Below are 25,598 nucleotides of genomic sequence, written 5' to 3' on the forward strand. Positions count from 1 at the left end.
GGAGCGACGGTATGCATCGAGCGAAGGGTTTGTGGGACGGTCGTTATAGCGCGGGGCGCGACAGCTGCATTAGTTGAGGTCGTGGATAGTGCTGGGTGTGCCAGCGGCGTGCGGTCCGCACAGCGGGCCGGGTCGGTGTATACCCCCTCGGGGTTATCGCGCGTGTGATCCTACGCGCGCCTATGATGACGTCATGGTCGATCGGCACCGTCGGTGTCGGGTATCCGGGGCGGTCCGGGTGCTCGGTCTGCTGGTGCTGCTCGGTGGCGTCGCGGCCATGCATATCGGCGTGCTCTGGAGTCAACCCGGCTCTCACCGCATTCAAGCCGGCACCGCGGTCACGGTAACCAGGATGGCCGATCACCACCCAGCCGATGGGCTCGTGCCGGTGAATGATCACGATGGCGTTGGGCACGAAGCGATGCACATGTGTGTATTCATCCTGTCCGCCGCCGCCCTGACGATCGGGCTCATGCTGCTCTACCGGTTGATCGGGACCGGCACCGACGACAGCGGCGTACCGATAGCCTCGCATTGGCGAGTGAACCACGAACGCCCACCGCCGTGGACGGTGCCCTCCCTGGCTGAGTTGTCGATCCTGCGGATCTGACAGATCCTCCCGTTCCGTGGCCCGACAAGCTCGGAGGCGGTCTTCGGCTACCCAGTATCCGCCATGGCAGGAACTCATCGCCTCGAACGGGAGCTCCGCACGCCCCGCCGTCCCTGCATGACGAGGGCGCGATGCACCCGAACACCAGAAACCAGGGAGAATCCATGTCGTCCAAGCAATTTCCACACCCGACACCGATGACCAGGCGCGGCTTCCTGGTCCTCGGTACCGGCGCCACCGCAGCAGCCGTCCTTACCGCGTGCAGCAAGGACTCACAAGGCTCACGCGCTCTCGTCCAACCCGATTCCGATGCCGTGCGCGCCGCCGAGCACAACCGCCGGGCAGCATCGGCGAAGGTCCGGGAGGTGCGACTGCGCGCCGAACCCGCCACCATGGACCTCGGCGGCGTGCAGGTCCAGACCTGGACCTACGGCGGCAAGCTGCCGGGCCAGGAGATCCGGCTCGCACGCGGCGACGTGCTGCGGGCAGAGTTCACGAACACGCTGCCGGCTCCGTCGACGATTCACTGGCATGGCATCGCGTTGCGCAACGACATGGACGGCATGCCGGATCTCACCCAGCCCGCGGTCACGCCGGGCAGCGGCTTCCGCTACGAGTTCTCCGTGCCCGATGCCGGCACCTACTTCTTCCATCCCCATGTCGGGGTCCAGCTCGACCGCGGACTGTACGCGCCGCTGATCATCGAAGACCCCGCCGACGGCAACGACTATGACCTGGAAGCTGTTGTCGTACTCGATGACTGGCTCGACGGCGTCGACAGCCGCGACCCCGACAAGGAGTTACAGCACTTGCGTGACAAGGGCATGTCCGGGATGAACATGGGCGGCATGGATCATGGTCGCATGAGCATGGGCGGTTCGTCGACGATGTCGATGCCCACCGACCCCAATGCGCCGCTGGGCTCCGACGCCGGCGACGTGCGATACCCCTACTACCTGATCAATGGCCGGATCGGCACCGATCCGGTGACCTTCACCGGCCGGCCGGGCCAGCGGATGCGGCTGCGCATCATCAACGCCGCCGCAGATACCCCATTCCGCGTCGTCGTCGGCGGCCACCAACTGCGCGTCACCCACAGCGACGGCTACCCGGTGCGGCCGGTCACCGGTGCCAGCCTGCTGATCAGCATGGGTGAACGCTATGACGTGATCGTCGACCTGGCCGATGGAGTCTTTCCTCTGGTCGCCTCTGCCGAAGGTAAAGCGGGACAGGGCTTTGCGCTGATTCGCACCGGTGCAGGCAGCCCTCCACCGGCCGACGTGCACCCGGCCGAACTCGCCGGCCCACCGATCACGGCCGACCGGCTCACCGCGATCGAATCGGTGCGACTGCCGAACCGCACACCCGACCGGACGCTCGATGTCACTCTGGGCTCGCACATGAACAAATACATCTGGACCATCAACGGCAAACAGTTTCCCGACCACGCGGCGCTGGACGTGACCGAGGGACAACGAATCCGGTTGCGCTTCGTCAACCAGACGATGATGTTCCACCCGATGCACCTGCACGGCCACACCTTCCAGGTCGTCGGACCGGGCGGCGGCGGCCCCCGCAAAGACACCGCGATCGTGCCCCCCACCCAGACGCTCGAGGTCGACTTCGACGCCGACAATCCCGGCCAGTGGATGGTGCACTGCCACAACATCTATCACGGCGAGGCCGGAATGATGAGCGTCGTGTCCTACGTGCGCTGACCGCGCACCGGAGTCCACGCCAGGGCCCACACGAAGTGCGATAACCACAACAGACAGGAGGAACACGCTAGGAACCGCTGCAGATGATCTGCGCCTGGACGTGCAGCGTCGTTCTACCTGATCGCGCCAGCGAGGGCGACCGAACAAACCGTCGGCCCCGCCGCCAGGTCCTCCTGATATCGCTGAGATCGCCAGTCACTGCAGGAGCCGCGACGCCATCCTGGGGGCAGGAAGTCCGATGCTCTGGGCCCGACAAGCACAGACCCGGCGGACGATCTCCAGTGCCTCGTGATCCGCGGACCTCACTCGGTGATGGTGACGCCGTAGCGGAGGTATCCGCCGAGGAGGAAGACGGCGTAGAGGGCGAGCAGACCGATGCCCCAGCGTGGCAGCTGTCGTGTGGTGAGCAGTACCGCGGAGAAGGCCAAGACGGTGGCAGTGGCTACGGGGAGGTAGAAGCCACGGGTAGGGGTATCGATGGGCAGAGGCCGGATGAGCGCGATGATGCCAGCGTTGAGGCCGAAGAACGCCAGGACAGAGCCGACGACGTTGCCGATGCGATTTCAGGATGGCCGCGCCGGGCGGGGGTGACCACGCGGACGAACTCTTCGGCGCTGAGCGCGAGAGCGGGCGCGGTCATGCCGAAGATGGTTTGCGACCAGCCGAGTTCGGCGAGGATGTCGCGAATTCCGGTGACCAGCAGTCCACTGGCTGCCACGATCGCAGCCAGCACGGCGATCAGCAGGAGCGCGGCTTTGACCGGGCCGAGCCGTTCGGCTCGAGGCAGTTTCTTCCGCGGGCTGGATGTTCAGGCCGCAGCGGCCGAGCCAACCCAGCCACAGCAGGGCAGCGAGATAGGCCATCACCACCATGGCGCCGTCGAGGCGGGACAGCCGCCCGTCGAGCGCCAGGGCGATGATGAGGACGACCATGATCACCGGAACAGCCAGGATGCGTCGCGGCATGTGCTCGAACCGCATGGGCGCCACCAGCGCGGCGATGCCCAGAGCCAGCGCGATAGCCACCATCGCCGAACCGATCACGGTCGCCGCTGCGATGCCCGGCGCGCTCTGCGCGGACCCGACCGCGCCGACAGCAAGGTTCTCCGGGTCGAAACCGAGGAACACGACCGCGATCAGAAACGTCGACGCGCCGATCCCCCGCGCCAGTCCGACAGTGACCTTGACCAGCTGCTCGGCGGCCAACACCACCACCGCGAGCCCGACTACGACCGCAGCGATCGACCACCCCATCCCGGGTCACCTCCTTCGGGCTCCTCGGTCCTGCACCACAGCAGCCGAATCCACGGCCGCCGCCTCGCGGGCGAACTGTTTCGATGGCTGCGGCTTCACGCTTCCGCCCGGGCGTGACAAGTCCCGTGATGGTGGTGCCGGCCCAGCGATGCAGGCGGGGCTGATTGGCTTTTGTGGCCGTGACTACCCACGCATCCATGTCTGAGAGCGCATCTGAGAACTCAGGTTGGGTCGCTGGTGTGGGCGAGTCGTCTGGTCAGTGTGTGGATGGCGGCGATGTAGACCATGGCTTCGTGGTGGTCGGGTCGGGTTTCGTAGTCGCGGACCAGGCGGCGGTGTTTGGTCAGCCAGCCGAACGACCGCTCCACGACCCAGCGGCGGGGCAGCACCTCGAAGCCGGTCGCGGTGTCGCTGCGTTTTACGATCTGAATCGTCAGTGCGAGAACGGATTTCGCCCGTTCGATCAACCGTCCGGCTTAGCCGCTGTCAGCGAACACGAGCTGCACGGTGGCGAAGCGGGCACGCACGGCGACCAGCAGCCGGTTGGCGGCGTCGCGGTCCTGGATCGAGGCGGCGGTCACCACGACAGCCAGTTGCAGTCCACTGGTGTCGGTGGCGATGTGGCGTTTGCGGCCTTTGATCTTCTTGCCCGCGCGTAGCCGGTCGTGCCGGCGGCGACGGTGTCGGCGCCACGAACGGTCTGCGAGTCGATTACCGCGGCAGTGGGCCGCGGGTCACGCCCTGCCTGCGCTCGTGCCCGGTCCCCGCAACACGTCGTGGATGCGTTGCCACACACCGGCCTTTGTCCACCGCCGATAGATGTCATACATGGTTTTCGCGGGCGGGAAGTCGTGCGGCAGCTGTGCCCAGGCAATCCCGCCGCGCACCAGGTAGAAGACCGCGTCCAACACCAGCCGCCGCGGCCACTTCTCCGGCCGCCCGCCGCGGCCAGCGTGATTGCCTGGCAGCGGCAACAGCGGCTCGAGCAGCGTCCACTCGGGGTCGGTCAGCGACGAGGAAGGGTAGAACGGGCACTTCGGCGACTCGGCCGGCGACTTGTGAGCCGGGCACGACGAACACGAGCAGGTAAGCGACACTGGCACAGGGACTCTGGGGTTACGACAGATAGTGTGGAAACTTCAGTCGTACCGGGAGTCCTCTACATTTGCGGTGCCGGGAATCGGGCAGGTTGCCCTGATCGCACTGGTCATCTGTGCGCACGAACCCGCCGAGGTCAGCTGACGGGAGCATTGTGCACGGTGAGCGCCCTCGCGCCCTCGAGCGACGCCGCGCATGACGAGCGATCGACCCGCCCCTTCCGGCTTGACCGAGATCGAACCCCCAGCCGGAAGTGTCGACCGAGGAGAAGGTCGGCCAACGAGAACTCCCCAGCGTTGGTGGCAAGCGATGGCCGGCCGGACCAATCGGGGATACCGTCGCTTCATGTGTACCTACGCCTTCGTGCACTACAAACTGCACTATGTGTGCGTGGAGTGCCGGGTGTCGTTCAAACGGCACCCGCCGACTGCTGGCGTAGCGCACCGTTGCCCGCGATGCGGTAAACCGATGCTGTGTGCGGGGCATGATTTCGCGGCGCCCCCTCGCCGTGACACCCGGGCTTGGTCGGTAGTCGCTGCCGTGGTCGGCGCCGGATTGCGTTACGAGGGCTTCGAACCGTGCGGCTGTGGCCGGGTACCGAAGTACCGGCCGCGGACCCGGGCCGAACTTCGCGCCCGCCGCAAGTTCTCCGCACGCAACGCTGTTCCGCTCGATGATGCGCTCGCCGGCCCTAACGTGTAAACACACTGTCCAAGCTCACCGCGACCGGTCGAACGCGCCGCACCACTGCCGGATACGACCCCGAAGATAGGGATCAGCACCGAATAAGCTTCGAAGCGCACCTGAGGCTGAGTTCTCAGATGCGCTCTGACTGCTGTGACGTCGGCAGGTGTGGCTCGGGACGTGCGTCATCCTGTTCGCCGGGGACTCTTCGATGTACGCCTCGGTTCGGCCAGATCACGCATCCGACGTTGGTAGTCGGTTCCACCGACTTTGCCGGCGAACAGGTCACGGGTGATCTGCGACTCCGCGTCGAGCAGTTCGGCGTCGTTTTCGGAAATGCCTTGCAGCGCAGGCAAGATATCGGCCAGGGTCGAGGGTGGCGCAGCGGCGGGGACCGTTCTGGGCGGCGATGGCGCGACGGTGGAGCGGTGTTGTGGTTGAGATCGTTCGCTTTCTCGCTGCAGCCGTCGCTGGAGGTCTCGCCGGGCGAGCTCGGAGACCTCGTATGCCGCCAGGATGACCATCAGCACAGCGCCCAGCACGACCGCCAGCCATACACCGCTCGCCACCAAGCCATATATGCCGGTCATGTCGGCCGCCTCCGGTGTCGCGAACTCCGATTCGCCTACGCCTCCACTATGGGCCGGTATACAGACAACCGGCAGGGCCGATGGCAATCCCGGTCCGGGACCAATGACACCGGGGTGACGACGAGCACGCCGCCGGGATGAACGCAGGCTGCGGGATGGTGCGTAGCCGATCGAGGCGAATCCGGTGGTCCTATCCTGCCGAGAAAACACGTCGTGTTGGCCGCGCGGTATCGCGGCTTGTTGTTCGTTCGAGAGGTAGTCGACGGAGACGGTGAGTCGGTGCCGATCATCCGACAGACGAGCCGCGGTGGAGCGAGGGTGATGTACCCGGTGTCGATGTCGGTCTGGCATCGGTCGGCACCGGTTGGAGGTCTCGGAGTGAGGACCGGTCGTGGTCTACCGAGCCGAATGCAGAACTGACCGCAATCGCAACGGATGATCCGCCTGCGCGCGATTCGAGTCCGGCTCAGGGCGGTACGGTATTGCGCGGTTCCCCCCGCGCGAATGCTTCGATGTTCCGCAGCGTTGTCTCGATGATCCGGTGTACTGCCTCGTCAGTGTTGTAGGCGTTGTGCGGCGTGATCAAGACATTGGAGAAGCCGAACAAGACATGTTCGGCGACAAGCGTTCTCAGCTCGAGGGGGCTGAGGGCGCGATCCCGGAAGATCTCGGCTTCTTCCTGGATGACCGATTCCTCGGGCAGCACGTCCAGTCCGGCCGCTTTCACTTTTCCGTTGGTCAGCGCCCTGATGAGGGCGGCAACGTCGACGATGCGGCCCCGTGCGGTATTGATGAGGACAGCCCCGGCCTTCATCAGGTCGAACTCCCGGTCGGAGATGAGATGAACCGTGTCCGCGGTGGCCGGAACGTGCAGGGTGAGAATATCGGCGGCGGCCAGCGTGTCGTCCAGGTCGGCGTATCGGAATCCGAGACGCGCGGCGACCGCATGATCGGGATGGAGGTCGGTCGCGACGACGGCCATGCCGAACCCGCCCGCGATCTCGATGACGCGGCGGCCGATCCGCCCTGCCCCGATCACACCCAGGGTCTTGCCGCGCAGCTCGAATCCGCGCAGTCCGGCCTGGGAGAACCCGCCGCGGCGGGTGCGTTCGGCCGCGTCGACGAGGTGGCGGGCGAGGCCGAGGATCAGGGCGAAGACGTGTTCGGCGACGGTGGAGTCGCCGTAGTCGGGAACATTGCTGACGGTGATGCCGTGCGCGGCACAGTACCCGAGATCGATATGGTCGTAGCCGGTGGACCGGGTGGCCACCAGTTGTAGCTTAGGGAACCGTTCGAGCACATCGGCGTCGAGCCGCGAGCGGATGAACGTGCTGAGCACGTCGGCATCGGCCGCTTCGGCCGCGGTATGCGTGTCCAGCGGCGCGGGGGAGCAGATCAGCTCATGTTCCGGTTGCAGCCGTAGGCACGCTGTGTGTTCCCACTGCTGGACTTCGTATATCGCGATCTTCACTGGCGCTCCTCCCGATCAGATGCCCAGGCGTGGTCGCGCTCGCGTGCCGCGACCGAAGAGCACGGCTGCGATTACGACCAACCCGCTCGGCCAGGCCAGGGCGAGCAGCAGTGTTGCGGGCAGGTCGAAGTCGGTGGTCAGGCCGGTGTCGAACAGTAATCGGGTGCTCGCGTATCCGGGCCAGAACCGCGCCCAGGGCGCGGGTTCGGGGCGCAGCATCGGGCTCTGGATCAGGCCGAGGTCCAGGAACGGGATCAGGAAGGCGACGAAGACGCCGGCGACGCGGCCGAATAGCGGGGCGAGAATCATCCCGATCAGGGCGTAGGTGATCGCGGCGAGCATGAGGGCGGTGATGAATCCGGCCCACTGCGCGGGCGTGAAGACCGTCGCTGTGATCGCGAGGGCGGCGAGGCCGATGACCGCCACCGCGACCGTGAGGACGCCGAAACGAACGGCGAGCAGTACGCTGCGGCGGTATCCGGCCAGTCGCAGTCGTCGATCGCCCGCCTCGGAGTCGGCCACCACGAACAGCCCGGCCAGGGTGGCCAACGCGGCGACCGCGATAGGTGCCATCGTGCCCGCGTGTACCTCGGGGAACCAGAATGTGTCGGCAACGGTCCGATCGCCGTGACGCACCGAGATCGCAATGGTGCGTTCTGGGGTGGTCACCTTGGCGAGCAGGATGAACACCACCGGCACGACCACCAGCAACGCCAGCAGCGCCGGGTTGCGGCGCAGATCGACCAGACCCAACCGCAGCCCGGTGACCAGCTGCCCGGACGGGCGGCGCGCGGGCGGCGCGGCGCGGGCGGCGCGGACAAGCACGACCGAGCCGACGGCGACCGCCGCGATCAACCACAGCAGGGCGTAGCCGAGGTCGGTGATCCGTCCGCCGTGCCCGGAGGGCAGGTCGATCATCCACAAGGTCACGAAATGCGTCGGCAACCAGCGAATAAAGGTCTGATCGGTGCCCATGCGGGAGGGCCCGAAGAACACGTCGATGATCCACACGAACAACACCAGCACCGCGCCGTTGACCGGGTTGGTGGCCAGCACCCCGATCACGGCGCCGATGGCCAGATAGATCACCGCGAACATCAGCGTCCCGGCGATCGTGCGGAGCGGGTGGTCGAGGCCGGTGCGCGCTGCCAACGCCGCCAGCGACACCGCGGACACCAGCACGGCCAGCACCAGTCCCGTGGCGGCGCGGGCGGCGACCAGTCGTCCCGGCGCCAGCCCGGCGATCACCAGCCGCCGGTCGGCGGCGCGGGCAGCGCGGATCTGGAAGTACATCGCCAGGCCCGCGAGGAAACCAGCTGACCAGCCGGCTGTCGCGGTCTCCACCGACATCTCGATACCGCCGAGCAGTTCCATGGCATCGGAGATCGTTCCCGCGGCGACGAACACGAACAGTGCGGGCACAAGCACCAGCACCACCAGGTTCACTGGGTTGCGGGCGTAATCGGTGACGAAGGCCCGCACGTAGGGCAGCACGGATCGGTTCATGGCCGCGGCTCGCTGGTGGAGGGCGGTCGGTCCGATGCCGCAGCGCCGGCGATTCGCGGTGTCACCTGCCCGTCGCGTAGTTCCAGGATGCGGTCGAAGCGGTCCTCGTCGGCGACGAAGTGACTGATGATCAACACCGAGCGGCCCGCGGCGCGGCGGTGAGCGACCAGATCCCAGAATTTCAGGTAGGTGTCCCAGTCGAATCCGGCGTAGGGCTCGTCGAGCAGCAGCACGGCGGGATCGGCCAGCAGGGCGAGGGTGAGATTCAGTTTGGCCAGCGTCCCCCCGGACAGACGATCCGCCCTGGTCCGGGCGTAACGCTCGAAACCCAACGCCGCATACAGTTCTCGCTGTGCGCGCTGTTGATCCGCCCGGGTCATCCGGTAGGCGCGGGCGAACAGCTCGATGTGCTCGTCACAGGTCAACCGTTCGTAGATCACCGGCTGCTGCGGGCAGTATCCGAGCAGCCCAGATCGAGTGACGGTGCCGGTGTCCGGTTGCAGTTCGCCCACCAGGATCTTCATCACCGTCGATTTGCCCGACCCGTTCTCCCCGACCATTCCCACCACCTCACCCGGGCACAACGCCAGGTCCACGCCGCGCAGCACCATCTGCCTCGACGAGAAGGGCCACCCGCCACGACGGAACGATTTCCCGATCCCAGAGGCGGTCAACACCGGCGCACAGGTCGTCGCCGTTGTGAGCATTTCGGTGGTTGGAGTGTCAGACCGGGCATGCTGTGTGGACATCGAGTGCTCCGCTCAGTTGATCAGGTGCGGTGATCGAGCCCGCTGCCGGAACGGTTCGTCACGTGCGGTACTCCCGTGTAGCCCGCCGACCGCTCGTCGTACCGATGGTGAGTCATCGCGCCACGGCCGCTCGTCCCGGGGCGAGACAGCCGCGGCACAAACGCCGGTGCCCGCGCGGCGTAGGCGGCCCATTCATCGCCGAAGTCGGCGGCGAGCTCACGTTCCTGGCTGTGCGCCAACCGCACGTAGGCCCCGATGGCGATCAGGAACCGAAGTGGTCGGCCACTGCAAGAGGAACCCGATCATCACCAGCAGAAACCCGTCGTACCGTGGGTGGCGCACCTTCGTACGGTCCCGTTTAGCGGCACGGTTACGGTCGGTCGGAGGTGGGGTCGTGGTCGTTGCGTTTGCTCATCCGGTGTGACTGATCGTCGTTGCCGTGTCCCTGGCCGCCCATCATGAACATCATCATCAGCGGGCAGGCCAGCACCACCAGGAGCACCAGCAGTGTCGACATCGACACTCCGGAAATGGCCAGACCGGCGACCAGGACCGCCAACGCCAGCGCGTACCACGGAAGATGCCGAGTGTTCATCGCAGTTCCCTTCTCTCGCGATCACCTCGAGTCTGCGCTCGCACACCGGTTGCGCAGGACGGGACGAGGTCGCCTCGAGCGGCGCCGAAGGACCCCCATCCAACCGCCAAAGGTCCCTACGCACGCGGGGTATCGACGCGCAACCTCGGTGGCACCGCACGACCAACCCCTGCGGACCGGCCACTGCGGCCGGATCGCTCGACGAGAAGGAAATCGCGTCATGAACCCCATGCACATGTTGTGTCAGTGGATGTGCAGCCTGATGGGTGGTTGCCCGATGATGGGGCAGCCGATGTGACACCCACCCCAAGCTCCCAACTCACCCGGCTAGGCACGGTGGGTGGCGCAACAAAACGCCGCACCACTGAAACGAGGTGTCGGTCGATGAGGGTGGTCGACCGGAGTTCAGCTCGTTGCAGCGCACCGCGATAGCCACGACCTCGATCGCCGGGCGCATTACCTCGCCCATCCGATCACCTCCATGAGGGGCCACCGCTCGTATCTCGTCCGCCGACATCTCGCTGCTGGCGAGGCTGTGATCCCTCGCATGACAGGGCTCGCGGCCTCCGCGCGGGCGTCCGGGCTCTTCTACATCTGCTCGGAATGGCCCGCCTACAGGCGGGAGCCACCTTGCGGAGCCGGTGACAGCAGGTCGGCGGCGTGTACGTCGAGTCTGCGCGGTAATACCCGCGGGGGGTAGGGACCTTCGGATGCGTCGGAAGGGCACCTTGTCTCTAGCTGCCGCGGTCAGCGGCGCGCACCGTAGGAAGCGCCGATCGCACCCCCAAGCCGACACATCAGCGGAATGGGGCGTCGCGACGACGCTGGTGAATCGCATCGATTGAGGAGCGTCCGATGATGTTCTGGTATGGCGACGAGGGGATGAGTGGGTGGGATTACGGGCTCATGACCGTTGGCATGGTGGTGTTCTGGGTACTGGTGATCGGCGGGGTGATCCTCACAGTCCGATACCTGGCTCAGCCGTCGGCACCGGTCGGCGGCGCGCCGATCGTGCGCCCCAGCGCCGAGCAAGTGCTGGCCGAGCGATTCGCCCGCGGTGAGATCGATGCCGACGAATACCACCATCGACTGGCTACGCTGCGCGGCGATATCGGCTCCGGCGCAGGTCCGAAGAGCCCCGGTGACGGGTAGCGATTCGTACCCGGACAGCCTCGTGGCCGAGGGAGTCGATTTGCCTCGCGGTCCGACGCGGCGCCTGTGTCGCGCCGCCCGCCCATTGACTATGGCCGACTGCTCGGTGATCCACGTCGTGCATCCCGCGCCGAAACACCGTCCGCGACTAATACTTTTGACTATCGGCCTCTGGAGGAGTGCCCCCGTGACAACCAATTCTGATACTCATCTACACCCGCCGAAGGAACGCGCCACCGCCGTGCTCGATGTGCGTGGCCTGCTGTTCGCCTCGGAGCAGAACGTTGTCGCCGCGAGGCTCGCTCGCCGCCCCGGCGTGCATCGAGTCGAGGTCAACCCGGTGGCGCAGACCGCCACCGTGGTCTACGACCAGACACAGACCACGATTGCCGCGCTGCGGGACTGGGTGATCGACTGCGGCTACCACTGCGCCGGTCGGTCGCTGCCCGCCCACCTCTGCGACCCTCTGACCGAACCGGACCCACCCGTGGACGCCGGGCACCACGATGACGCCGGACATGCTGGTCAGCTGGCGACTGCGGAGCCCATCGACGATGTCGGCCACACCGTGGCGGCCCCTGCTCACACCGAACGCCAAGCCGGTGCCGGCGACCTGCGTTCTCCGCACGAGGCGATGGGCCACGGCGGGCATGCCGGGATGTCGATGGCATCCATGGTGGCCGACATGCGCAACCGGTTCCTGGTGGCGTTGGTGTTCTCGATCCCGATCGTGATCTGGTCACCCATCGGCCGCGACGTGCTCGGGCTGGACGTGCCGGTTCCGTTCGGTCTGCGTGAAGACCTCTGGGCGCTACTGCTGAGTCTGCCGGTGATCTTCTACTCGTCGTGGATCTTCTTCGACGGCGCCGCTCGCGCGCTGCGGGCCCGCACGCTGGACATGATGGTGCTGGTCGCGGTCGCGATCGGCTCGGGTTGGCTGTACTCGCTGGTGATCACGCTGACCGGCGGCGGCGAAGTGTTCTACGAGGCCGCGACCGTGCTGGCCGCGTTCGTGCTGCTGGGGCACTGGTTCGAGATGCGCGCCCGCGGCGGCGCCAACGACGCCATCCGCACCCTGCTCGACCTCGCTCCGCCGAAAGCGCTGGTGCTGCGCGACGGCGAGTCCGTGGAGATCCCCACCGCCGCGGTCGCGGTCGGTGATCTGCTGCTGGTGCGTCCGGGCGCAAAGATCGCCGTAGATGGGGTCGTGGAGGACGGCGACAGCGAGATCGACGAATCGATGGTCACCGGCGAAAGCCTGCCGGTGCACAAGGCCCCCGGCTCCGCGGTCATCGGCGCCACCATCAACACCAACGGCACCCTGCGGGTGCGCGCGACCAAGGTCGGCGCGGACACCGCGCTGGCTCAGATCGTGCAACTCGTGCAAGAAGCACAGAATTCGAAGGCCCCCGGCCAGCGTCTGGCCGACAAAGCAGCTTTCTGGCTGGTGTTCGTCGCCCTGATCGGCGGTGGCGGCACGCTCGCGGCCTGGCTGCTGCTGTCCGATCGCCCGTTCTCGGCAGCGATCCTGTTCGCGATCACCGTCGTGGTCATCACCTGCCCCGACGCCCTCGGACTGGCCACCCCCACCGCGATCATGGTCGGCACCGGTCTCGGCGCCAAACGCGGTGTGCTATTCAAAAACGCGATGGCACTGGAGACTTCAGCCCGAATCCAGACGGTAGTTATGGACAAGACCGGAACCCTCACCAAGGGCGAACCCGAGGTCACCGACGTCATCACCAACGGCATCGGCGAAACCGAGATGCTGCGCCTGGTCGCCGCGGTGGAACGCGAATCCGAACACCCCCTTGCCCAAGCCGTCGTCCGCTACGCGGAAAACGCAGGGGTAGCTCGGGTTCGGGCCGAAAAGTTCGAGAACGTCCCCGGCCACGGTGCGATCGCCGAGGTCGAGGGCCACCGTGTCGTCGTCGGCAACCGGCGGCTGGCCGAACGAGAGGGCATCGACCTCGGCGCGCTGGCCGCCCGCCGCCACGAACTGGCCGCCACCGGACGCACCGCGGTGATCGCCGCCGTAGACGGCAAGGCCGCAGCGATCGTCGGCATCGCCGACGCGCCCCGCGAAACCTCGCCAGCGGCCGTCGCCGCGCTGCACGATCTCGGCATCCAGGTGGTCATGCTCACCGGCGACAACGAAGCCACCGCCAGGCGCATCGCCGAGCGGCTCGGCATCGACACCGTCGTCGCCGAAGTACTGCCCGGCGACAAAGCCACCAAGATCGCCGAACTACAAACCGGCGGCCGCCAGGTCGCCATGGTCGGCGACGGCGTCAACGACGCCCCCGCCCTCGCCCAAGCCGACCTCGGCATCGCCATCGGCGCCGGCACCGACGTCGCCATCGAAACCGCCGATGTCGTGCTCATGCGCTCCGACCCGCTCGACGTGCCCACCGCCCTGCGCATCGGCCGCGGCACGCTAGGCAAAATGCGCCAAAACCTTGCCTGGGCCATCGGATACAACACCATCGCCCTGCCCATCGCCGCCGGCGTCTTCGAACCCGCCTTCGGCCTGATGCTGCGCCCGGAGATCGCCGCACTGTCCATGTCCGGATCAAGCCTCATCGTCGCCGTCAACGCCCTCGCTCTCAAACGACTCCGGCTCCCCACACCGAAACCGGCGCACGCTGGAACCTCCCAGGCGACACGGGTGATCGCGTAGGACACAGCGGCCGGGCTCGAGCGCCAACTCCAGAAAAGGCTGTGCCCGGCCACCACCTCGGACAGACTTCGGGTATCCGACGCGGTCCAACCCGCAGGACTCGGGTATCCGACGAGCGGACGGTCGGACCACCGTGGCATCGGCGCCGGAATTGCCCTGCTGCCGGTGCGGCCAGTTCATGATCGTGTGCACAATCCGGTCCGACTCCAGATCCAGCGCTGCTCATCTGATGTGAACCGACCCCGTGTCGCGCCGAATTGCTTGGCATTCGGCGATGCCTGCTCGCGCGGCGACGCAGCAGGATCGGACGGGGGCGGGAGGTTCTTCCGGCGCTGCCTGCCCGAGCGGTTGAGCCGTGGCTATCAGCGCGTCCCGGTGATCGACCGATGGCCCGGCGATCGGAACATGCTGGGTGTACCGCAACACCGAGGAGAACGGCTGGCTGCGCCCATGTGACAACCCCGCCAGCTCACCATGCCTGTGCGACGACTGTCATACCGGTACGCCATAAAGCTCATCTCACCTGATCAGCCTGGTAGTCCGCGATTGCTCCGACCGATGCAGTCAGATGTCGAGGTCACGGGATCCGGTCGGGTATCTGGTTCGGTGGTGGCATACCCGGTCGGCGCGAGCGGGAACTCCCGGACTTCGCCGCCGCTCAGGGAGGTTCGAACCCCGCCCGCCTCGACCCGGATGTCGGCGGCGGTGGCGCTGCGGCGGCTGGTCAGCCGAAGCCGGGTGTGGTCGAGGTCGACGTCGATGCGGTGACCCCGGTAGTGCAGGCCGAACCGGATCGCGGTCAGGTTGCCGGGGAGCCGGGGGTCGAAGGTGAGTTGGCCGCCGTGGCAGCGCAATCCGGCGAAGCAACGCAGGACGATGTCGATGGTGCCGGCCATGGCGCCCAGGTGGATGCCGTGTGCGGTGGTGCCGCCCTGGGTGTCGTCGAGATCGGCGACAAGGGCTTCCTCGAAAACGGTCCATGCCTGGGCCGGGCGCATCCGGGCCAGCACGGAGGCGTGCACCACGCGGCTCAGGGTTGATCCGTGTGCGGTGCGCTGGAGGTAGTAGTCGACCGTGCGATCGAGCAGATCCGGTGGGCAGGGGTAGCCGAGCCGGTCGAGGATTTCGGGCAGCTGGTCGGGGCCGAGGAGGTAGATGAGCATCAGGACGTCGGCCTGTTTGGACAGCTTGTACCGGTTGGTGCTGTCGTTCTCGGCTTCGAGGATCAGGTCGAGCCGGCCGATGTTGCCGTATTGTGCCCGGTAGCGTTCCCAATCCAGTTCCGCCAGGGCGTCGTATCCGTGGAACTGGCTGATCACGCCGTCGTGGAACGGGACGAACAGCTTGCGGCTCAGCCGGAGCCAGGCGTCGGGTTCGCTCGCTTCGTCGATCCGCATGCGGGCGGTGAGTTCGTCGCGGGTGTGGCCGTCGAGCAGGTCGAGGATTTCGACCGCCCTGCGGCAGACCCAGGCGGTCATAATGTTGGTGTAGGCGTTGTCGCGCAGCCCGGATCCTGGGGTCTCGGGGTAGCCGTCGTGGTATTCGTCGGGGCCGACCACACCGGCCAGGTGGTAGCGGCCGGCTTGCGCGTCGTAGGTCGCCATCGATGTGAACAGCCGGGCCACTTCGATGATGAGTTCGGCACCGTGTGCTGCGAGCCAATCCAGATCACCGGTGCATTCGTAGAACTGCCAGGCGTTGTGGGCCACGGCCAGGCCGATGTGGCGCTGCCGGTGGGAGTTGTCGGGCATCCATCGCCCCGAGCGCGGATTGAACAGGTGCGCTGGTGTTTCCTCGCGTCCGTCGCTGCCGCTCTGCCAGGGAAACATCGCGCCGCCCGAGCCGATTGCCGCCGCGGCGGCACGGGCGGCGGGCAGCCGCCGGGACCGGTAGCGCAGCAGCGACCGCGCCACCTCGGGTAGGTGCAGTGTGATGATAGGCAGGACGAACAACTCGTCCCAGAACACATGGCCGCGGTAGCCTTCGCCGTGCAATCCGCGGGCGGGAACTCCGGCGTCCAGATCCGCGGTGTGCGTGGTGAGCGTCTGCGCGAGGTGAAACAGGTGCAGGTTGAGCACCAGCTGCCGCTGGATGCCCGCACCGTCCAGCTCGATCGCGAAGCGGTCCCACAGTTGCGCCCAGGCATCGCGGTGGCTGGGCAGCAGGTCGGCGAATCCGCCGGGCGTGCGACGCAATTCGGTCAACGCGGCCAGACTCGGTGACGCGATGGCCGGGTCCCGCGAGGTGACGATAGCCGCGGTCTTGTCGATCACCACCGGCTGCCCGTCGAGGAGCCGGACATCCGCCTGCTGCGCGTGAATTCCGGTGCGGTCGACCTCATCCGAGTGAAGATGACGAGTCCTGCCACTGCTGGCGGTGGTGCGGACGGCAGTCGCGATCCGGATCCGGCTCAGCGAGGTCTGGGTTTGCACCAGCAGAAGGCTGTCGGGCGTGTGGCCAGCGGTGAGACCGACCAAGTGCTGGCTGTTGAGCGCCCGATATTCGGCAACGTTGGAGTTGTTGACACCGGCATCGATGCCCGACCGCACCCGGACCCGGCCGCTCCATCCCTGCGCGAGGAGGGTGGTCTGCAGCGCGGCCACGTGCGGGCGGGCCATCGACACCAGCCGACGCTGACTCAGGTGCAGGACCCGCCCATCCGCGTCGACCAGCTGCACGGTCCTGGTCAGAACGCCGGTGCGAAGATCCAGCTCGCGTCGCTCCTGCCGGACGCTCAGACCACCTGCCGACCACCACGGCCCCTCGTCGATGCTCAGGTCCAGCACCGTCCAGTCCGGGGTGTTGACCATGTGCTCGTCCTCGACCGCACGACCGTGCAGCGTGCTGGTGACCCGGTTGTAGACACCCGCGAGGTAGATGCCCGGATAGTGCGCCGAGTCGGCGCGGTGTTCGGTTGCCGCGCCTCGGGTGCCCAGATATCCATTGGCCAAGACGGTCAGCGCTTCGCGATGTCCCTCGTGCGCCGGATCGAAGCCCTCGTAGACCAGCAGCCACGGGTCCCGACGCAGCGCACCGAGATCCAGTTCGGCGACATCGCCGAGCACCAGGTGCGCTCCCGCCCGCTCCAGCGCGGCGCGCTGTCCAGTACGGTCGATGCCCACGACGAGACCGAATCCCCCACGAATCCCGGCCTCGACCCCGGCGACGGCGTCTTCGACGATCGCGCTGCGCCGCGGTCGCACGCCGAGCCGGTGGGCCGCCTCCAGGAACATGGCCGGATCCGGTTTGCCCGCAAGGTGCATTCGCATCGCGACGACGCCGTCGACGACGACGTCGAACAATTCACGCAGTTGTGCCGCTTCCAGCAGCGGGCCGGCGTTGCGGCTGGCGGTGACCAGCCCGGTGCGGATCCCGCCCGCGCGCAGCCTGTGCAGCAGGGCGACGGTTCCCGGGAACACCCGGACCCCTTGCCGCGCCAGCAGATCCTGGTAGATCGAGTTCTTGCGGGCGGCCAGACCGTATGCGGTCCAGCCGTCCCCCGGATCGCCGTCGTCACCATAGGGGATCTCGATCCCACGCGAACCGAGGAAGGCCACGACACCGTCCTCCCGAGTCCGGCCATCGACCCAGCGGCGGTAGTCGCGGACGATGTCGAACGGCTCCCGCGCCGCGTTCCGGCCGGCGCGAGGATCCTGTAGGGCGGTGTCGAACAGCTGTTTCCACGCTTGCGCGTGCAGGGCGGCGGTGTCGGTGACCACACCGTCCATGTCGAAGATGACCGCGTCGTAGGGCGGCGTGGCTCCGGCGACCAGGGATTCGCGCCCTGTCGCCGAGGCGGTGCGGGTGTCGCGGGCGGTCATGTCGCCTCCGGCCGCGGGGCCGCAGCGGGGCGGGTGCCGTGTGGCGGAAACGGCCAGTGCCAGCCGGTGATCTCGGGCATGTCCTGGCCGTGGGCGCGGATGTACTGGCGGTGCTGGACCAGCTTGTTCTTCAATAGTTCTCGCGCGTGGGCGGCGATCGGTCGCAGCCGCGGCACCCGGTCGATGACGTCGATGGCGAGGTTGTAGCGGTCGATCTGGTTGAGCACGCACATGTCGAACGGTGTGGTGGTGGTGCCTTCTTCCTTGTAGCCACGGACATGGAGGTTGTGGTGGTTGCTGCGCCGGTAGGTCAGCCGGTGGATCAGCCACGGGTAACCGTGGTAGGCGAACACGACCGGGGTGTCGGTGGTGAACAGCGCGTCGAACTCCCGATCCGACAGCCCGTGCGGATGCTCACGGTCGTCCTGTAACCGCATCAGATCGACCACGTTCACCACCCGGAGCCGCAAGTCCGGCAAAAGATGCCGCAGAATGTCGACCGCCGCCAGCGTCTCCATCGTCGGCACATCGCCCGCGCAGCCGAGCACCACATCCGGCCGCACCCCGTCGTCGTTGCTCGCCCACTCCCAGATGCCGATTCCCTTGGTGCAGTGCACGATCGCGTCGTCGATGTTCAGGTACTGCACCTGCGGCTGCTTACCGGCGACGATCACATTGACGTACTGGCGGCTGCGCAGGCAATGATCGGCCACCGATAGCAGGGTGTTGGCGTCCGGCGGCAGATACACGCGGATCACGTCGGACTTCTTGTTGACCACATGGTCGATGAAGCCCGGGTCCTGGTGGGAGAACCCGTTGTGGTCTTGACGCCACACGTGCGAGGTGAGCAGATAGTTCAGCGACGGGATCGGCCGCCGCCACGGAATCCGGTTGGTGGTGCGCAGCCACTTCGCGTGCTGGTTGAACATCGAGTCGACGATATGGATGAACGCCTCGTAGCAGGAGAACAACCCGTGCCGCCCGGTCAGCAGATAGCCCTCGAGCCAGCCTTGGCAGGTGTGCTCGGACAGGATCTCCATCACCCGCCCGTCTGGGGCCAAGTGGTCGTCGGTCGGCAGAGCCCGGGCATTCCAGGCGCGGTCGGTCACCTCGAGGACGGCGCCGAGCCGGTTGGAGTTGTTCTCATCCGGGGCGAACATCCGGAACGTCGTCATGTTCTTGCGCATCACATCCCGCAGGAACGCACCCAGGATCCGGGTGGACTCGGCCGTCGCGGAGCCCGGTTGCGCGACCGGTGTCGCGTAGTCACGAAAATCGGGAAAGTCGAGCCCGCGCACCGTCGGCCCACCGTTCGCGTGCGGGTTCGCGCTCATCCGCCGCTCCCCCACCGGATGCAGCTGCCGGATTCGGGCCACCGGGGCGCCGGTCGCATCGAACAGTTCCTCGGGCCGGTAGCCGCGCAGCCACTGCTCGAGCACCGCGCGGTGCTCCGCCCCCCGCGCATCACCGAAAGGCACCTGATGTGCGCGCCAATAGTCTTCCACCGGCAATCCGTCGACCTGTTTCGGGCCGGTCCAGCCCTTCGGGGATTTCAGCACGATCATCGGCCAGCGCGGCCGCTGCGTGACACCGTCGCGCCGGGCGCGCTGCCAGATCGCCGCGATGTCGTCCAGACACCGGTCCAGTGCGGCGGCGAACGCCTGATGCATCTGCTCCGGGTCCGAACCGGCCACGATGTAGGGGATATGTCCGAAGCCGCGCAGCAGATGGTCGAGTTCGTCGTCGTCGATGCGCGCCAGCACACTGGGGTTGGCGATCTTGTAGCCGTTGAGATGCAGGATCGGCAGCACCGCCCCATCGCGCCGCGGATTCACGAACTTCGTCGAGTGCCAGCCCGCCGCAAGCGGGCCCGTCTCCGCTTCCCCGTCGCCGATCACCGCGGCCACGATCAGATCCGGATTGTCGAACGCCGCCCCGTAGGCGTGCGTGAGGGAGTATCCCAGCTCGCCACCTTCGTGGATGGAGCCCGGGGTCTCGGGTGCGACGTGGCTGGGAATGCCGCCCGGGAACGAGAATTGCGTGAACAGTCGCTTCATCCCGGCCTCGTCCAGGGACACCTCGGGATAGGTTTCGCTGTAGGTGCCCTCCAGCCAGGCCGCCGCCACCGGCCCGGGACCGCCGTGTCCCGGGCCCATCACATAGATCATGTTCAGATCCCGCGCCATGATCACCCGGTTCAGGTGGGCGTAGATGAAATTCAATCCCGGTGTCGTGCCCCAGTGACCGAGCAGCCGCGGCTTGATGTGCTCCGGCCGCAACGGTTCCCGCAGCAGCGGGTTGTCCATCAGGAAGATCTGGCCCACCGACAGATAGTTCGCCGCCCGCCACCACGCATCGATGTCTGCCAGCTGCTCTGGCGTCAACGGTTGTGCCGTGTACCGGGTTTCGACCTCGACTTCGGCTCCACGAGTCATGTGCTGGTCACTCCTGACCGTCCGCGCGCCGGCACGTGCTCAGGCCGTGGCGGTCGGGGGCGTGCCGGACCCCAGTGTCTTCAGACGCCGCGTGTACTCCTCGTCATCGATCTCGCCGCGCGCATACCGGTCGGCGAGCACCTGCTGCGGGGTCGGCCTCTGCTGTGGCGGAAACAGGTCACCGCCTGCCGGACCCCCTCCCATGTACCGGACCAGCATGACGATCCCGCCGATCACCAGCGCCCAGAACACCACCATGCCGACGGTCATCAGGCCGTACCCCCACCCGTTCAGACCGTCGCCGTACCAGAACATCATGGCTCCTCCTCACTCGCGGTGCCCGTGCCGGCGGCACCGATCCAGCTGTCCAGCACAGGCTGCGTCTCAACCGCACCGGCGGGATAGGGCCGATCGGCCCATCCCCCCGGTTACCTACGGGCTCCGGTAGGAGTCGGCCCTGGAAAGACCGTCATCCGCATCGGTCGACAGCGAACATGCCCAACCCGCGAGTGGCGATCGAATTCGTCGGTCGTCACGGTCACCGTGATCACCCCACACAACGCCTACAACACCGACGAGGCGTTACACCGGATCATCTAGACGACGCTGGACAACATCGAAGCCTTCGCCCGCGGGCAGCCGCGCAACGTCGTATCACGCTGAACGCTCCCCCGCCGCGGCTTGTCGTCTGTTCGTCGGTTCGAGTTGCCGGGTGGCGAGTTGGGCCGCGCGGAGTCTATCGGCATCCGATATCGGAAGACGATAGGAGATTCCGGTGACCCACGCCGACCGGCCCAGCACCACCCTCGCCGAGGACGCGGCGGGGCAGCTGCGTCGCCGCCTCGGCGTCACCGACGCCGTCGTACGAGCGCTCCGGCGGCCACCACCGCCGCGCTGGTGAGAACCGAGGACAACGAGGTCGGACAATGACCCGAAACACCGAACGGAAAGAGGGAACCCGCTCGTGTCCGCCATCAATCTTTGGATAACCCGCCTGACCACGACCTCCGCACCCGCGGCGGTGGTGCTGATCCGCTTCTACGTCGGCGCGATCTTCTTGTTCGAAGGCATCCAGAAATTCCTCTACCCCGACCAGCTCGGCACCGGACGTTTCGACAAGGCCGGAATCCCCGCCCCCGGCTTCGTCGCACCCCTGGACGGTGTCTTCGAAATGGCCTGCGGCGCCTTGATTCTCGCTGGACTGCTCACCCGTCTCGCGGTCATCCCGATGATCGTGAACATGGCAGGCGCGCTGCTGATCACCAAACTGCCCATCCTGTGGGGCGACGCACCACTGTTCACCAAGGACTCCGGGTGGTGGGACTTCGTCCACGAATCCCGCACCGACCTGGCAATGCTGTGCGGCAGCCTGTTCCTGCTGCTCGTCGGCGCCGGAGCCTGGTCGCTCGACGCTCGCCTGCGCGCCACCCACACCACCGCACAGCCGGTCACCAGCTGACCGGTCACTACAACGGGGATGGTTAGGACGTGAGTACCTCGATGCGCCTGCCTCATCCCGTGCGCTGAGGTCCTGGAAGGCGCGCCGAAGGGGTGGTCGTCTGCGGTCACGCAGCCGAGCGCTCCGCGGTAGCCGTCCCACCGCGCCGCGGCGACCGGGGTAGCGGGAGCAGGCGGTGGTCGCGGGTGAAGACGCGCCGCACCAGTCCGAGGGTGACGACCACGGTGGTGCTGGACACCGAGGCCAGGACCAGGAACATGACCACCGCTTGCAGCAGCACGGCCTGGACTGGAGGCACACCGGCGAGGATGAGGCCGGTCATCGCGCCGGGCAGGAATACCAGTCCGGTGGCTTTGGTGGTCTCGATCTGCGGGGTCAGCGCCGAGCGCAGCGCGGCCCGCACGTAGGGGGTGGCGGCTTGCCGGGACGGCTGGCCGAGCGCGAGCCGCGCTTCGACCTCGTCGCGTTTGTCGCGCAGTTCGTCCACCAGCCGCCGTGCCGCCAGAACTGTTGCGGTCATGGAATTCCCGACCATCATCCCGGCAATCGGGACCAGCGTGCGCGCTTCCAGGGCAAGCACCCGGAAGCCGAAAACGACGCCGAGGGTGATCGCGGCGGCCGCGGCGAACGCGGCGATGGTCAGCGGCATCACCCGCGGCACCTCCGGTGCTCGCCGCCGGGCGACGTCACCGGCGTAGGCGACCATCGCTACTACCCACAGCCATGACCACGCCACGGATCGTCCCGGTTCCAGCAGCAGTGTCAGCGCGGCCCCGACCAGCAGCAGTTGCACCAGGGCCCGGGCGGAGGCCCACAGGATCTGCCGCTCGAGTCCCAGCCGCTGCCACAGCGAGACAACAGCGGCCACACCGATCAACGCCAGCGAGGTCGCCAGGCCACCGGCCCCGATCAGATCATTCATGCTCCCACCTCCTCCGGTCGGTCGACCGGGTCCACACCGACGCAGCGGCCCGCTTCGATCCGCAGCACACGGTCCGCGACCCGCTGCACCTGCCGCGGATCGTGTGTCACCCACAGCACGGTCACGCCTGCGCGCGCCAGGCCGAGTACAACTCGTTCGACTATGCCGACCGCCGATTCGTCGAGGGCGGAGGTCGGTTCGTCGAGCAGCAGCACCTCGGGTCCGGTGATCAGCGTGCGCGCCAGGCAGACTCGCTGGGCCTCACCGCCGGACAGCGCGTTCGCGTCATGGTCCAGCCAGGAACCGGGCAAGCCGACAGCGGCCAGCGCCTGTTCCATCCGGGGCAGATCAGCGTCCGGGCTCGCGGTGCGCAGATTCTCGGCGATCGTCCCCGGGAAAGGCGTAGGCCGCTGGAACACCATGCCCACCTGCCGGCGCAGGCGCAACGGATCCAGACCGGCAATATCCCTCCCGCCGAACAGTACCCGCCCCTCGGTGGGCACCTCGAGGCGATTACATAGCCGCAGCAGCGTGGACTTGCCCGACCCCGAGGGGCCGTAGACCGCCGTCACGCCCTGCCCGGGAACGGCGGCGCTGAACCCGTCGAGCGCACGAGTACCGGTGCGCACCACGACGACCTTCTCGAAGTCGAAGCCCGTCGGCCCCATACCCAGCCTCCTGGACCGGAATTTGCTATCCGGCGCTCGGGCCACTATATCGGAATACGATATCGTCAGTCGATATCTTTGCGACGTCCTCGCAGCGTCCGCCGCTACCGTGGCGGCATCGCACCCGCATGATGCTCGCGAGCGTGCGGAAGGGAATCCGGTTTGTCTGCGCTCGCCACGGTTGCGTCTTGTGGTCCCGCTTCACCGGACACGACGGCCCGGCCGATACGTACACGTATCACTGCCGCCTGGCCCTCCACGAAGGCCAGGGCATGATGGGCCATCCCGCGTCGTCGAACCAGGCGAACCGGGAGCCCCATCAGGACACGAACACCCCGGCCCCTGACCCGGTCACGGAGCAGGCATCACGCCGACCGGTCGCCGGAGCCCTCGCCACGGGTGTCGTCGCCGAGGACCTCGCGCGCCAGTTCCCGCAGCGCACGCCGGTCCTCGGCCAGCGCCGCCCGCCCCGCGTCCGTCGCCCGGTACACACGCCGGGCGCGACCGCCGACCACCTCCTGCCGCGAGGTCAGCAGCCCATCGGCCTCCAGCCGGTGCAGCGTCGGATACAGCGTGCCCGGACTGATCTTGTACCCGTGGCTCGCCAGCTCCTCGGTCAACCAGGCGCCGTGCACGTCCTCCTCCGCCGCGTGATGCAGGATGTGCAGCCGCACCGCTCCCCGCTGAAACTCCCGCACCAGCAACCACCACCCTCTACCTGACAGAACCGATATCGGATACCGATATTAACGGAGCACATCTCCGTGACAGACCGGCACCGACGCTCGACCCGGTGAATCGAAGGTCCCACGTGTGCGGGTCCTCGGCACCTATTCGGACCGTGCTTGCCGCGCCACGATGGAGAAGAGTGGCGATAGGAGGTTGCTGGTGCGGCCATGGCGGGATTTCCTCGAGCGTTTCCGCCCGGCGGGGACGCCCGGCGCGGCCGTGTTGCGCGGCATCCCCGCAGACCGCGCCCACGATATCGCGGGCGAACTCGAGCCGGTCCTCGCACTTCTCGACCACACCCAGGCACACGCTGAACGTATCCGCGCCGATGCCGTCGACCGGGCGCGCGAGCGTCGCGACGATGCGCGGCGGCGCAGCGAGGAGATCATCGCGGCCGCGCGTGACAGCGTCGAGTCGATCCGCGTCGATGCTCTCACGCACGCGCGCATGGAGGCGGCGGCCGAACGGGCAGACCAGGCGGAGGCGGCATCGGCCGAGATCGAACAGATGCGAGCACGAGTCAGCGCGCGGCTACCCGGCTACGTCGAGCGAGTGCTCGCCGAGGTCCGCGCAATGGCCGACGGCAAACCCGCCCGGCGCACAAGATCGGCAAGCGGGCAATGATCGCGGCGTGGGTGGCCGGCACGGTGCGGGCACGGACCTTGCTCGACCGGCGTCTCGGCACGCCGCGAACCCGTGAACTGGCCGCCCTGCCGTCACTGTCCGCGGCTCAGCGGGTCCTGCTCGACAGTCCCTATCGCCGCGGCATACGACCGGGCCAGGATTTGGCGGAGACCGAGCACGCGCTGGCGGCCGCCCTGCTCTGGCATCTGCGGGTGCTCGCGGGCTGGCAGCCGCGGGCGGGTGCTCGCACGGTCCGGTTGCTGGCGGGCGGATTCGAGGTGGCGAATATCGTCGACCATGCTCATGCCCTGTCGGGCGCAACCCCACGGCTGCGTTCCGGCTCGGCGCGTTGGAAACCGCGTGGTCGCGGCTGTCCACCACCACGTCGCTGGCCGAACTGCGCCGGGGCATGGCACGGTCGCCGTGGGGAGATCCCGGGGGCGACACCCCATCCGAGATCGCTGTCGGCGCTCAGCTGACTTGGGGATACCGCGTTGCCGCGAGCGTCCCGGAAGCTGCCCGCTGGGCGTGCGGGGCGGTGGCGCTGTTGCTTGAAACGAGCCAGAGTGCGAAATCGGCGAAGAACAACGAGCAACCACCAAGGATCACCCACCTCCACCCGCTCGCAGCACCAGCGATCAATGCCACACCCGCCATACCCGCAACAATCAGCTTGGTAACGAATAGGGCGTGACTGCCTGCCGAGACCTCCTCGTCAGGCATACCTTCGAGCAGTAATGCGAACGCGTAGAGCAACACCAGAAAAGCAGCGACACAGGCGCCGAGCCCGGAGAAAACGCGCGTCCAGACGCTCGATGACAACAACATGACGGC

The 25,598-nt window shown here is 67.3% G+C and carries 21 protein-coding genes and 3 pseudogenes; 8 read left to right on the top strand and 16 right to left on the bottom strand.

Annotated features, from left to right (window positions below):
• The first annotated feature begins 193 nt into the window (after positions 1–193).
• On the top strand, positions 194–610 hold the full coding sequence (locus IU459_RS15790) for a DUF6153 family protein (RefSeq protein WP_195130275.1): 417 nt from the start codon (positions 194–196) through the stop codon (positions 608–610).
• Between the two features lie 164 nt (positions 611–774).
• The gene (locus IU459_RS15795) at positions 775–2,328 is read left to right on the top strand and encodes a multicopper oxidase family protein (RefSeq protein WP_195130276.1); all 1,554 of its coding nucleotides are present in this window, start codon (positions 775–777) and stop codon (positions 2,326–2,328) included.
• Between the two features lie 302 nt (positions 2,329–2,630).
• Here the strand turns inward: IU459_RS15795 and IU459_RS40085 are convergent.
• From IU459_RS40085 to IU459_RS15835, 9 genes and pseudogenes are all read right to left on the bottom strand, one after another.
• Positions 2,631–3,061: pseudogene (locus IU459_RS40085) on the bottom strand (hypothetical protein).
• Between the two features lie 112 nt (positions 3,062–3,173).
• Positions 3,174–3,581, bottom strand: a pseudogene (locus tag IU459_RS40090) (hypothetical protein); the annotation flags it as partial.
• 221 nt (positions 3,582–3,802) lie between these two features.
• Positions 3,803–4,225 (bottom strand): annotated as a pseudogene (locus tag IU459_RS38490) (transposase); the annotation flags it as partial.
• 90 nt (positions 4,226–4,315) lie between these two features.
• Positions 4,316–4,678: a transposase gene (locus tag IU459_RS38495; protein WP_324198887.1), complete on the bottom strand. Its 363-nt coding sequence runs from the start codon at positions 4,676–4,678 to the stop codon at positions 4,316–4,318.
• A gap of 870 nt (positions 4,679–5,548) precedes the next feature.
• Positions 5,549–5,953 (bottom strand): hypothetical protein, encoded by a 405-nt coding sequence (locus tag IU459_RS15815; protein WP_195130278.1) that lies wholly within the window; start codon positions 5,951–5,953, stop codon positions 5,549–5,551.
• Between the two features lie 466 nt (positions 5,954–6,419).
• Positions 6,420–7,424, bottom strand: coding sequence for a hydroxyacid dehydrogenase (locus IU459_RS15820; protein ID WP_195130279.1), 1,005 nt, complete (start codon positions 7,422–7,424; stop codon positions 6,420–6,422).
• A gap of 15 nt (positions 7,425–7,439) precedes the next feature.
• Positions 7,440–8,930: an ABC transporter permease gene (locus tag IU459_RS15825; RefSeq protein ID WP_195130280.1), complete on the bottom strand. Its 1,491-nt coding sequence runs from the start codon at positions 8,928–8,930 to the stop codon at positions 7,440–7,442.
• Positions 8,927–9,538, bottom strand: coding sequence for an ATP-binding cassette domain-containing protein (locus tag IU459_RS15830; protein ID WP_440446497.1), 612 nt, complete (start codon positions 9,536–9,538; stop codon positions 8,927–8,929). The genes IU459_RS15825 and IU459_RS15830 overlap by 4 nt, the downstream gene beginning before the upstream one ends.
• A gap of 511 nt (positions 9,539–10,049) precedes the next feature.
• The gene (locus IU459_RS15835; protein ID WP_195130281.1) at positions 10,050–10,274 is read right to left on the bottom strand and encodes a DUF2933 domain-containing protein; all 225 of its coding nucleotides are present in this window, start codon (positions 10,272–10,274) and stop codon (positions 10,050–10,052) included.
• An 855-nt stretch (positions 10,275–11,129) separates the two neighbouring features.
• Here IU459_RS15835 and IU459_RS15840 point away from each other — a divergent pair.
• Together IU459_RS15840 and IU459_RS15845 are read left to right on the top strand one after the other, a co-directional pair.
• Positions 11,130–11,426: an SHOCT domain-containing protein gene (locus tag IU459_RS15840; protein ID WP_195130282.1), complete on the top strand. Its 297-nt coding sequence runs from the start codon at positions 11,130–11,132 to the stop codon at positions 11,424–11,426.
• Positions 11,427–11,613: 187 nt separating this feature from the next.
• A complete protein-coding gene (locus IU459_RS15845) occupies positions 11,614–14,106 on the top strand; it encodes a heavy metal translocating P-type ATPase (RefSeq protein ID WP_195130283.1) in 2,493 nt (830 codons plus the stop codon).
• Between the two features lie 527 nt (positions 14,107–14,633).
• Here the strand turns inward: IU459_RS15845 and IU459_RS15850 are convergent.
• Genes IU459_RS15850 through IU459_RS15860 form a run of 3 tightly spaced genes read right to left on the bottom strand, consistent with a single transcriptional unit; the run spans position 14,634 to position 20,680 of the window.
• Entirely contained in the window at positions 14,634–17,927 is a 3,294-nt protein-coding gene (locus IU459_RS15850; protein WP_195130284.1) for a beta-phosphoglucomutase family hydrolase, read from the bottom strand.
• Positions 17,924–20,362, bottom strand: a complete 2,439-nt coding sequence (locus tag IU459_RS15855; RefSeq protein ID WP_195130285.1) for a phosphoketolase family protein — start codon at positions 20,360–20,362, stop codon at positions 17,924–17,926. Before IU459_RS15855 ends, IU459_RS15850 begins: the two co-directional genes overlap by 4 nt.
• Before the next feature lie 39 nt (positions 20,363–20,401).
• Positions 20,402–20,680 carry an SHOCT domain-containing protein gene (locus IU459_RS15860; RefSeq protein ID WP_195130286.1) on the bottom strand — a complete coding sequence of 93 codons (279 nt, stop codon included), beginning with the start codon at positions 20,678–20,680 and terminating at the stop codon, positions 20,402–20,404.
• A gap of 457 nt (positions 20,681–21,137) precedes the next feature.
• Here IU459_RS15860 and IU459_RS39310 point away from each other — a divergent pair, with 457 nt between their 5' ends.
• Together IU459_RS39310 and IU459_RS15865 are read left to right on the top strand one after the other, a co-directional pair.
• A complete protein-coding gene (locus IU459_RS39310) occupies positions 21,138–21,263 on the top strand; it encodes a hypothetical protein (protein ID WP_267469813.1) in 126 nt (41 codons plus the stop codon).
• Between the two features lie 63 nt (positions 21,264–21,326).
• Positions 21,327–21,821: a DoxX family protein gene (locus tag IU459_RS15865; RefSeq protein WP_324198888.1), complete on the top strand. Its 495-nt coding sequence runs from the start codon at positions 21,327–21,329 to the stop codon at positions 21,819–21,821.
• Positions 21,822–21,927: 106 nt separating this feature from the next.
• On the opposite strand, the gene IU459_RS15870 is transcribed toward IU459_RS15865, so the two are convergent.
• From IU459_RS15870 to IU459_RS15880, 3 genes are all read right to left on the bottom strand, one after another.
• Positions 21,928–22,743 (bottom strand): ABC transporter permease, encoded by an 816-nt coding sequence (locus IU459_RS15870; RefSeq protein WP_195130287.1) that lies wholly within the window; start codon positions 22,741–22,743, stop codon positions 21,928–21,930.
• A complete protein-coding gene (locus tag IU459_RS15875) occupies positions 22,740–23,411 on the bottom strand; it encodes an ABC transporter ATP-binding protein (protein ID WP_195130288.1) in 672 nt (223 codons plus the stop codon). The genes IU459_RS15870 and IU459_RS15875 overlap by 4 nt, the downstream gene beginning before the upstream one ends.
• A gap of 365 nt (positions 23,412–23,776) precedes the next feature.
• Positions 23,777–24,109 (bottom strand): PadR family transcriptional regulator, encoded by a 333-nt coding sequence (locus IU459_RS15880; RefSeq protein ID WP_195130289.1) that lies wholly within the window; start codon positions 24,107–24,109, stop codon positions 23,777–23,779.
• A gap of 190 nt (positions 24,110–24,299) precedes the next feature.
• Between IU459_RS15880 and IU459_RS15885 the strand changes: the two genes are divergently transcribed.
• Both IU459_RS15885 and IU459_RS15890 read left to right on the top strand, forming a co-directional pair.
• The gene (locus IU459_RS15885) at positions 24,300–24,764 is read left to right on the top strand and encodes a hypothetical protein (protein WP_195130290.1); all 465 of its coding nucleotides are present in this window, start codon (positions 24,300–24,302) and stop codon (positions 24,762–24,764) included.
• Positions 24,761–25,243 carry a hypothetical protein gene (locus IU459_RS15890; RefSeq protein WP_195130291.1) on the top strand — a complete coding sequence of 161 codons (483 nt, stop codon included), beginning with the start codon at positions 24,761–24,763 and terminating at the stop codon, positions 25,241–25,243. Before IU459_RS15885 ends, IU459_RS15890 begins: the two co-directional genes overlap by 4 nt.
• Here the strand turns inward: IU459_RS15890 and IU459_RS15895 are convergent.
• Entirely contained in the window at positions 25,236–25,592 is a 357-nt protein-coding gene (locus IU459_RS15895) for a hypothetical protein (protein WP_195130292.1), read from the bottom strand. The two genes, IU459_RS15890 and IU459_RS15895, sit on opposite strands and share 8 nt — an antisense overlap.
• Between the last annotated feature and the right edge of the window lie 6 nt (positions 25,593–25,598).

The organism is Nocardia amamiensis (assembly GCF_015477605.1).
In the GTDB taxonomy this organism is placed as follows: domain Bacteria; phylum Actinomycetota; class Actinomycetes; order Mycobacteriales; family Mycobacteriaceae; genus Nocardia; species Nocardia amamiensis_A.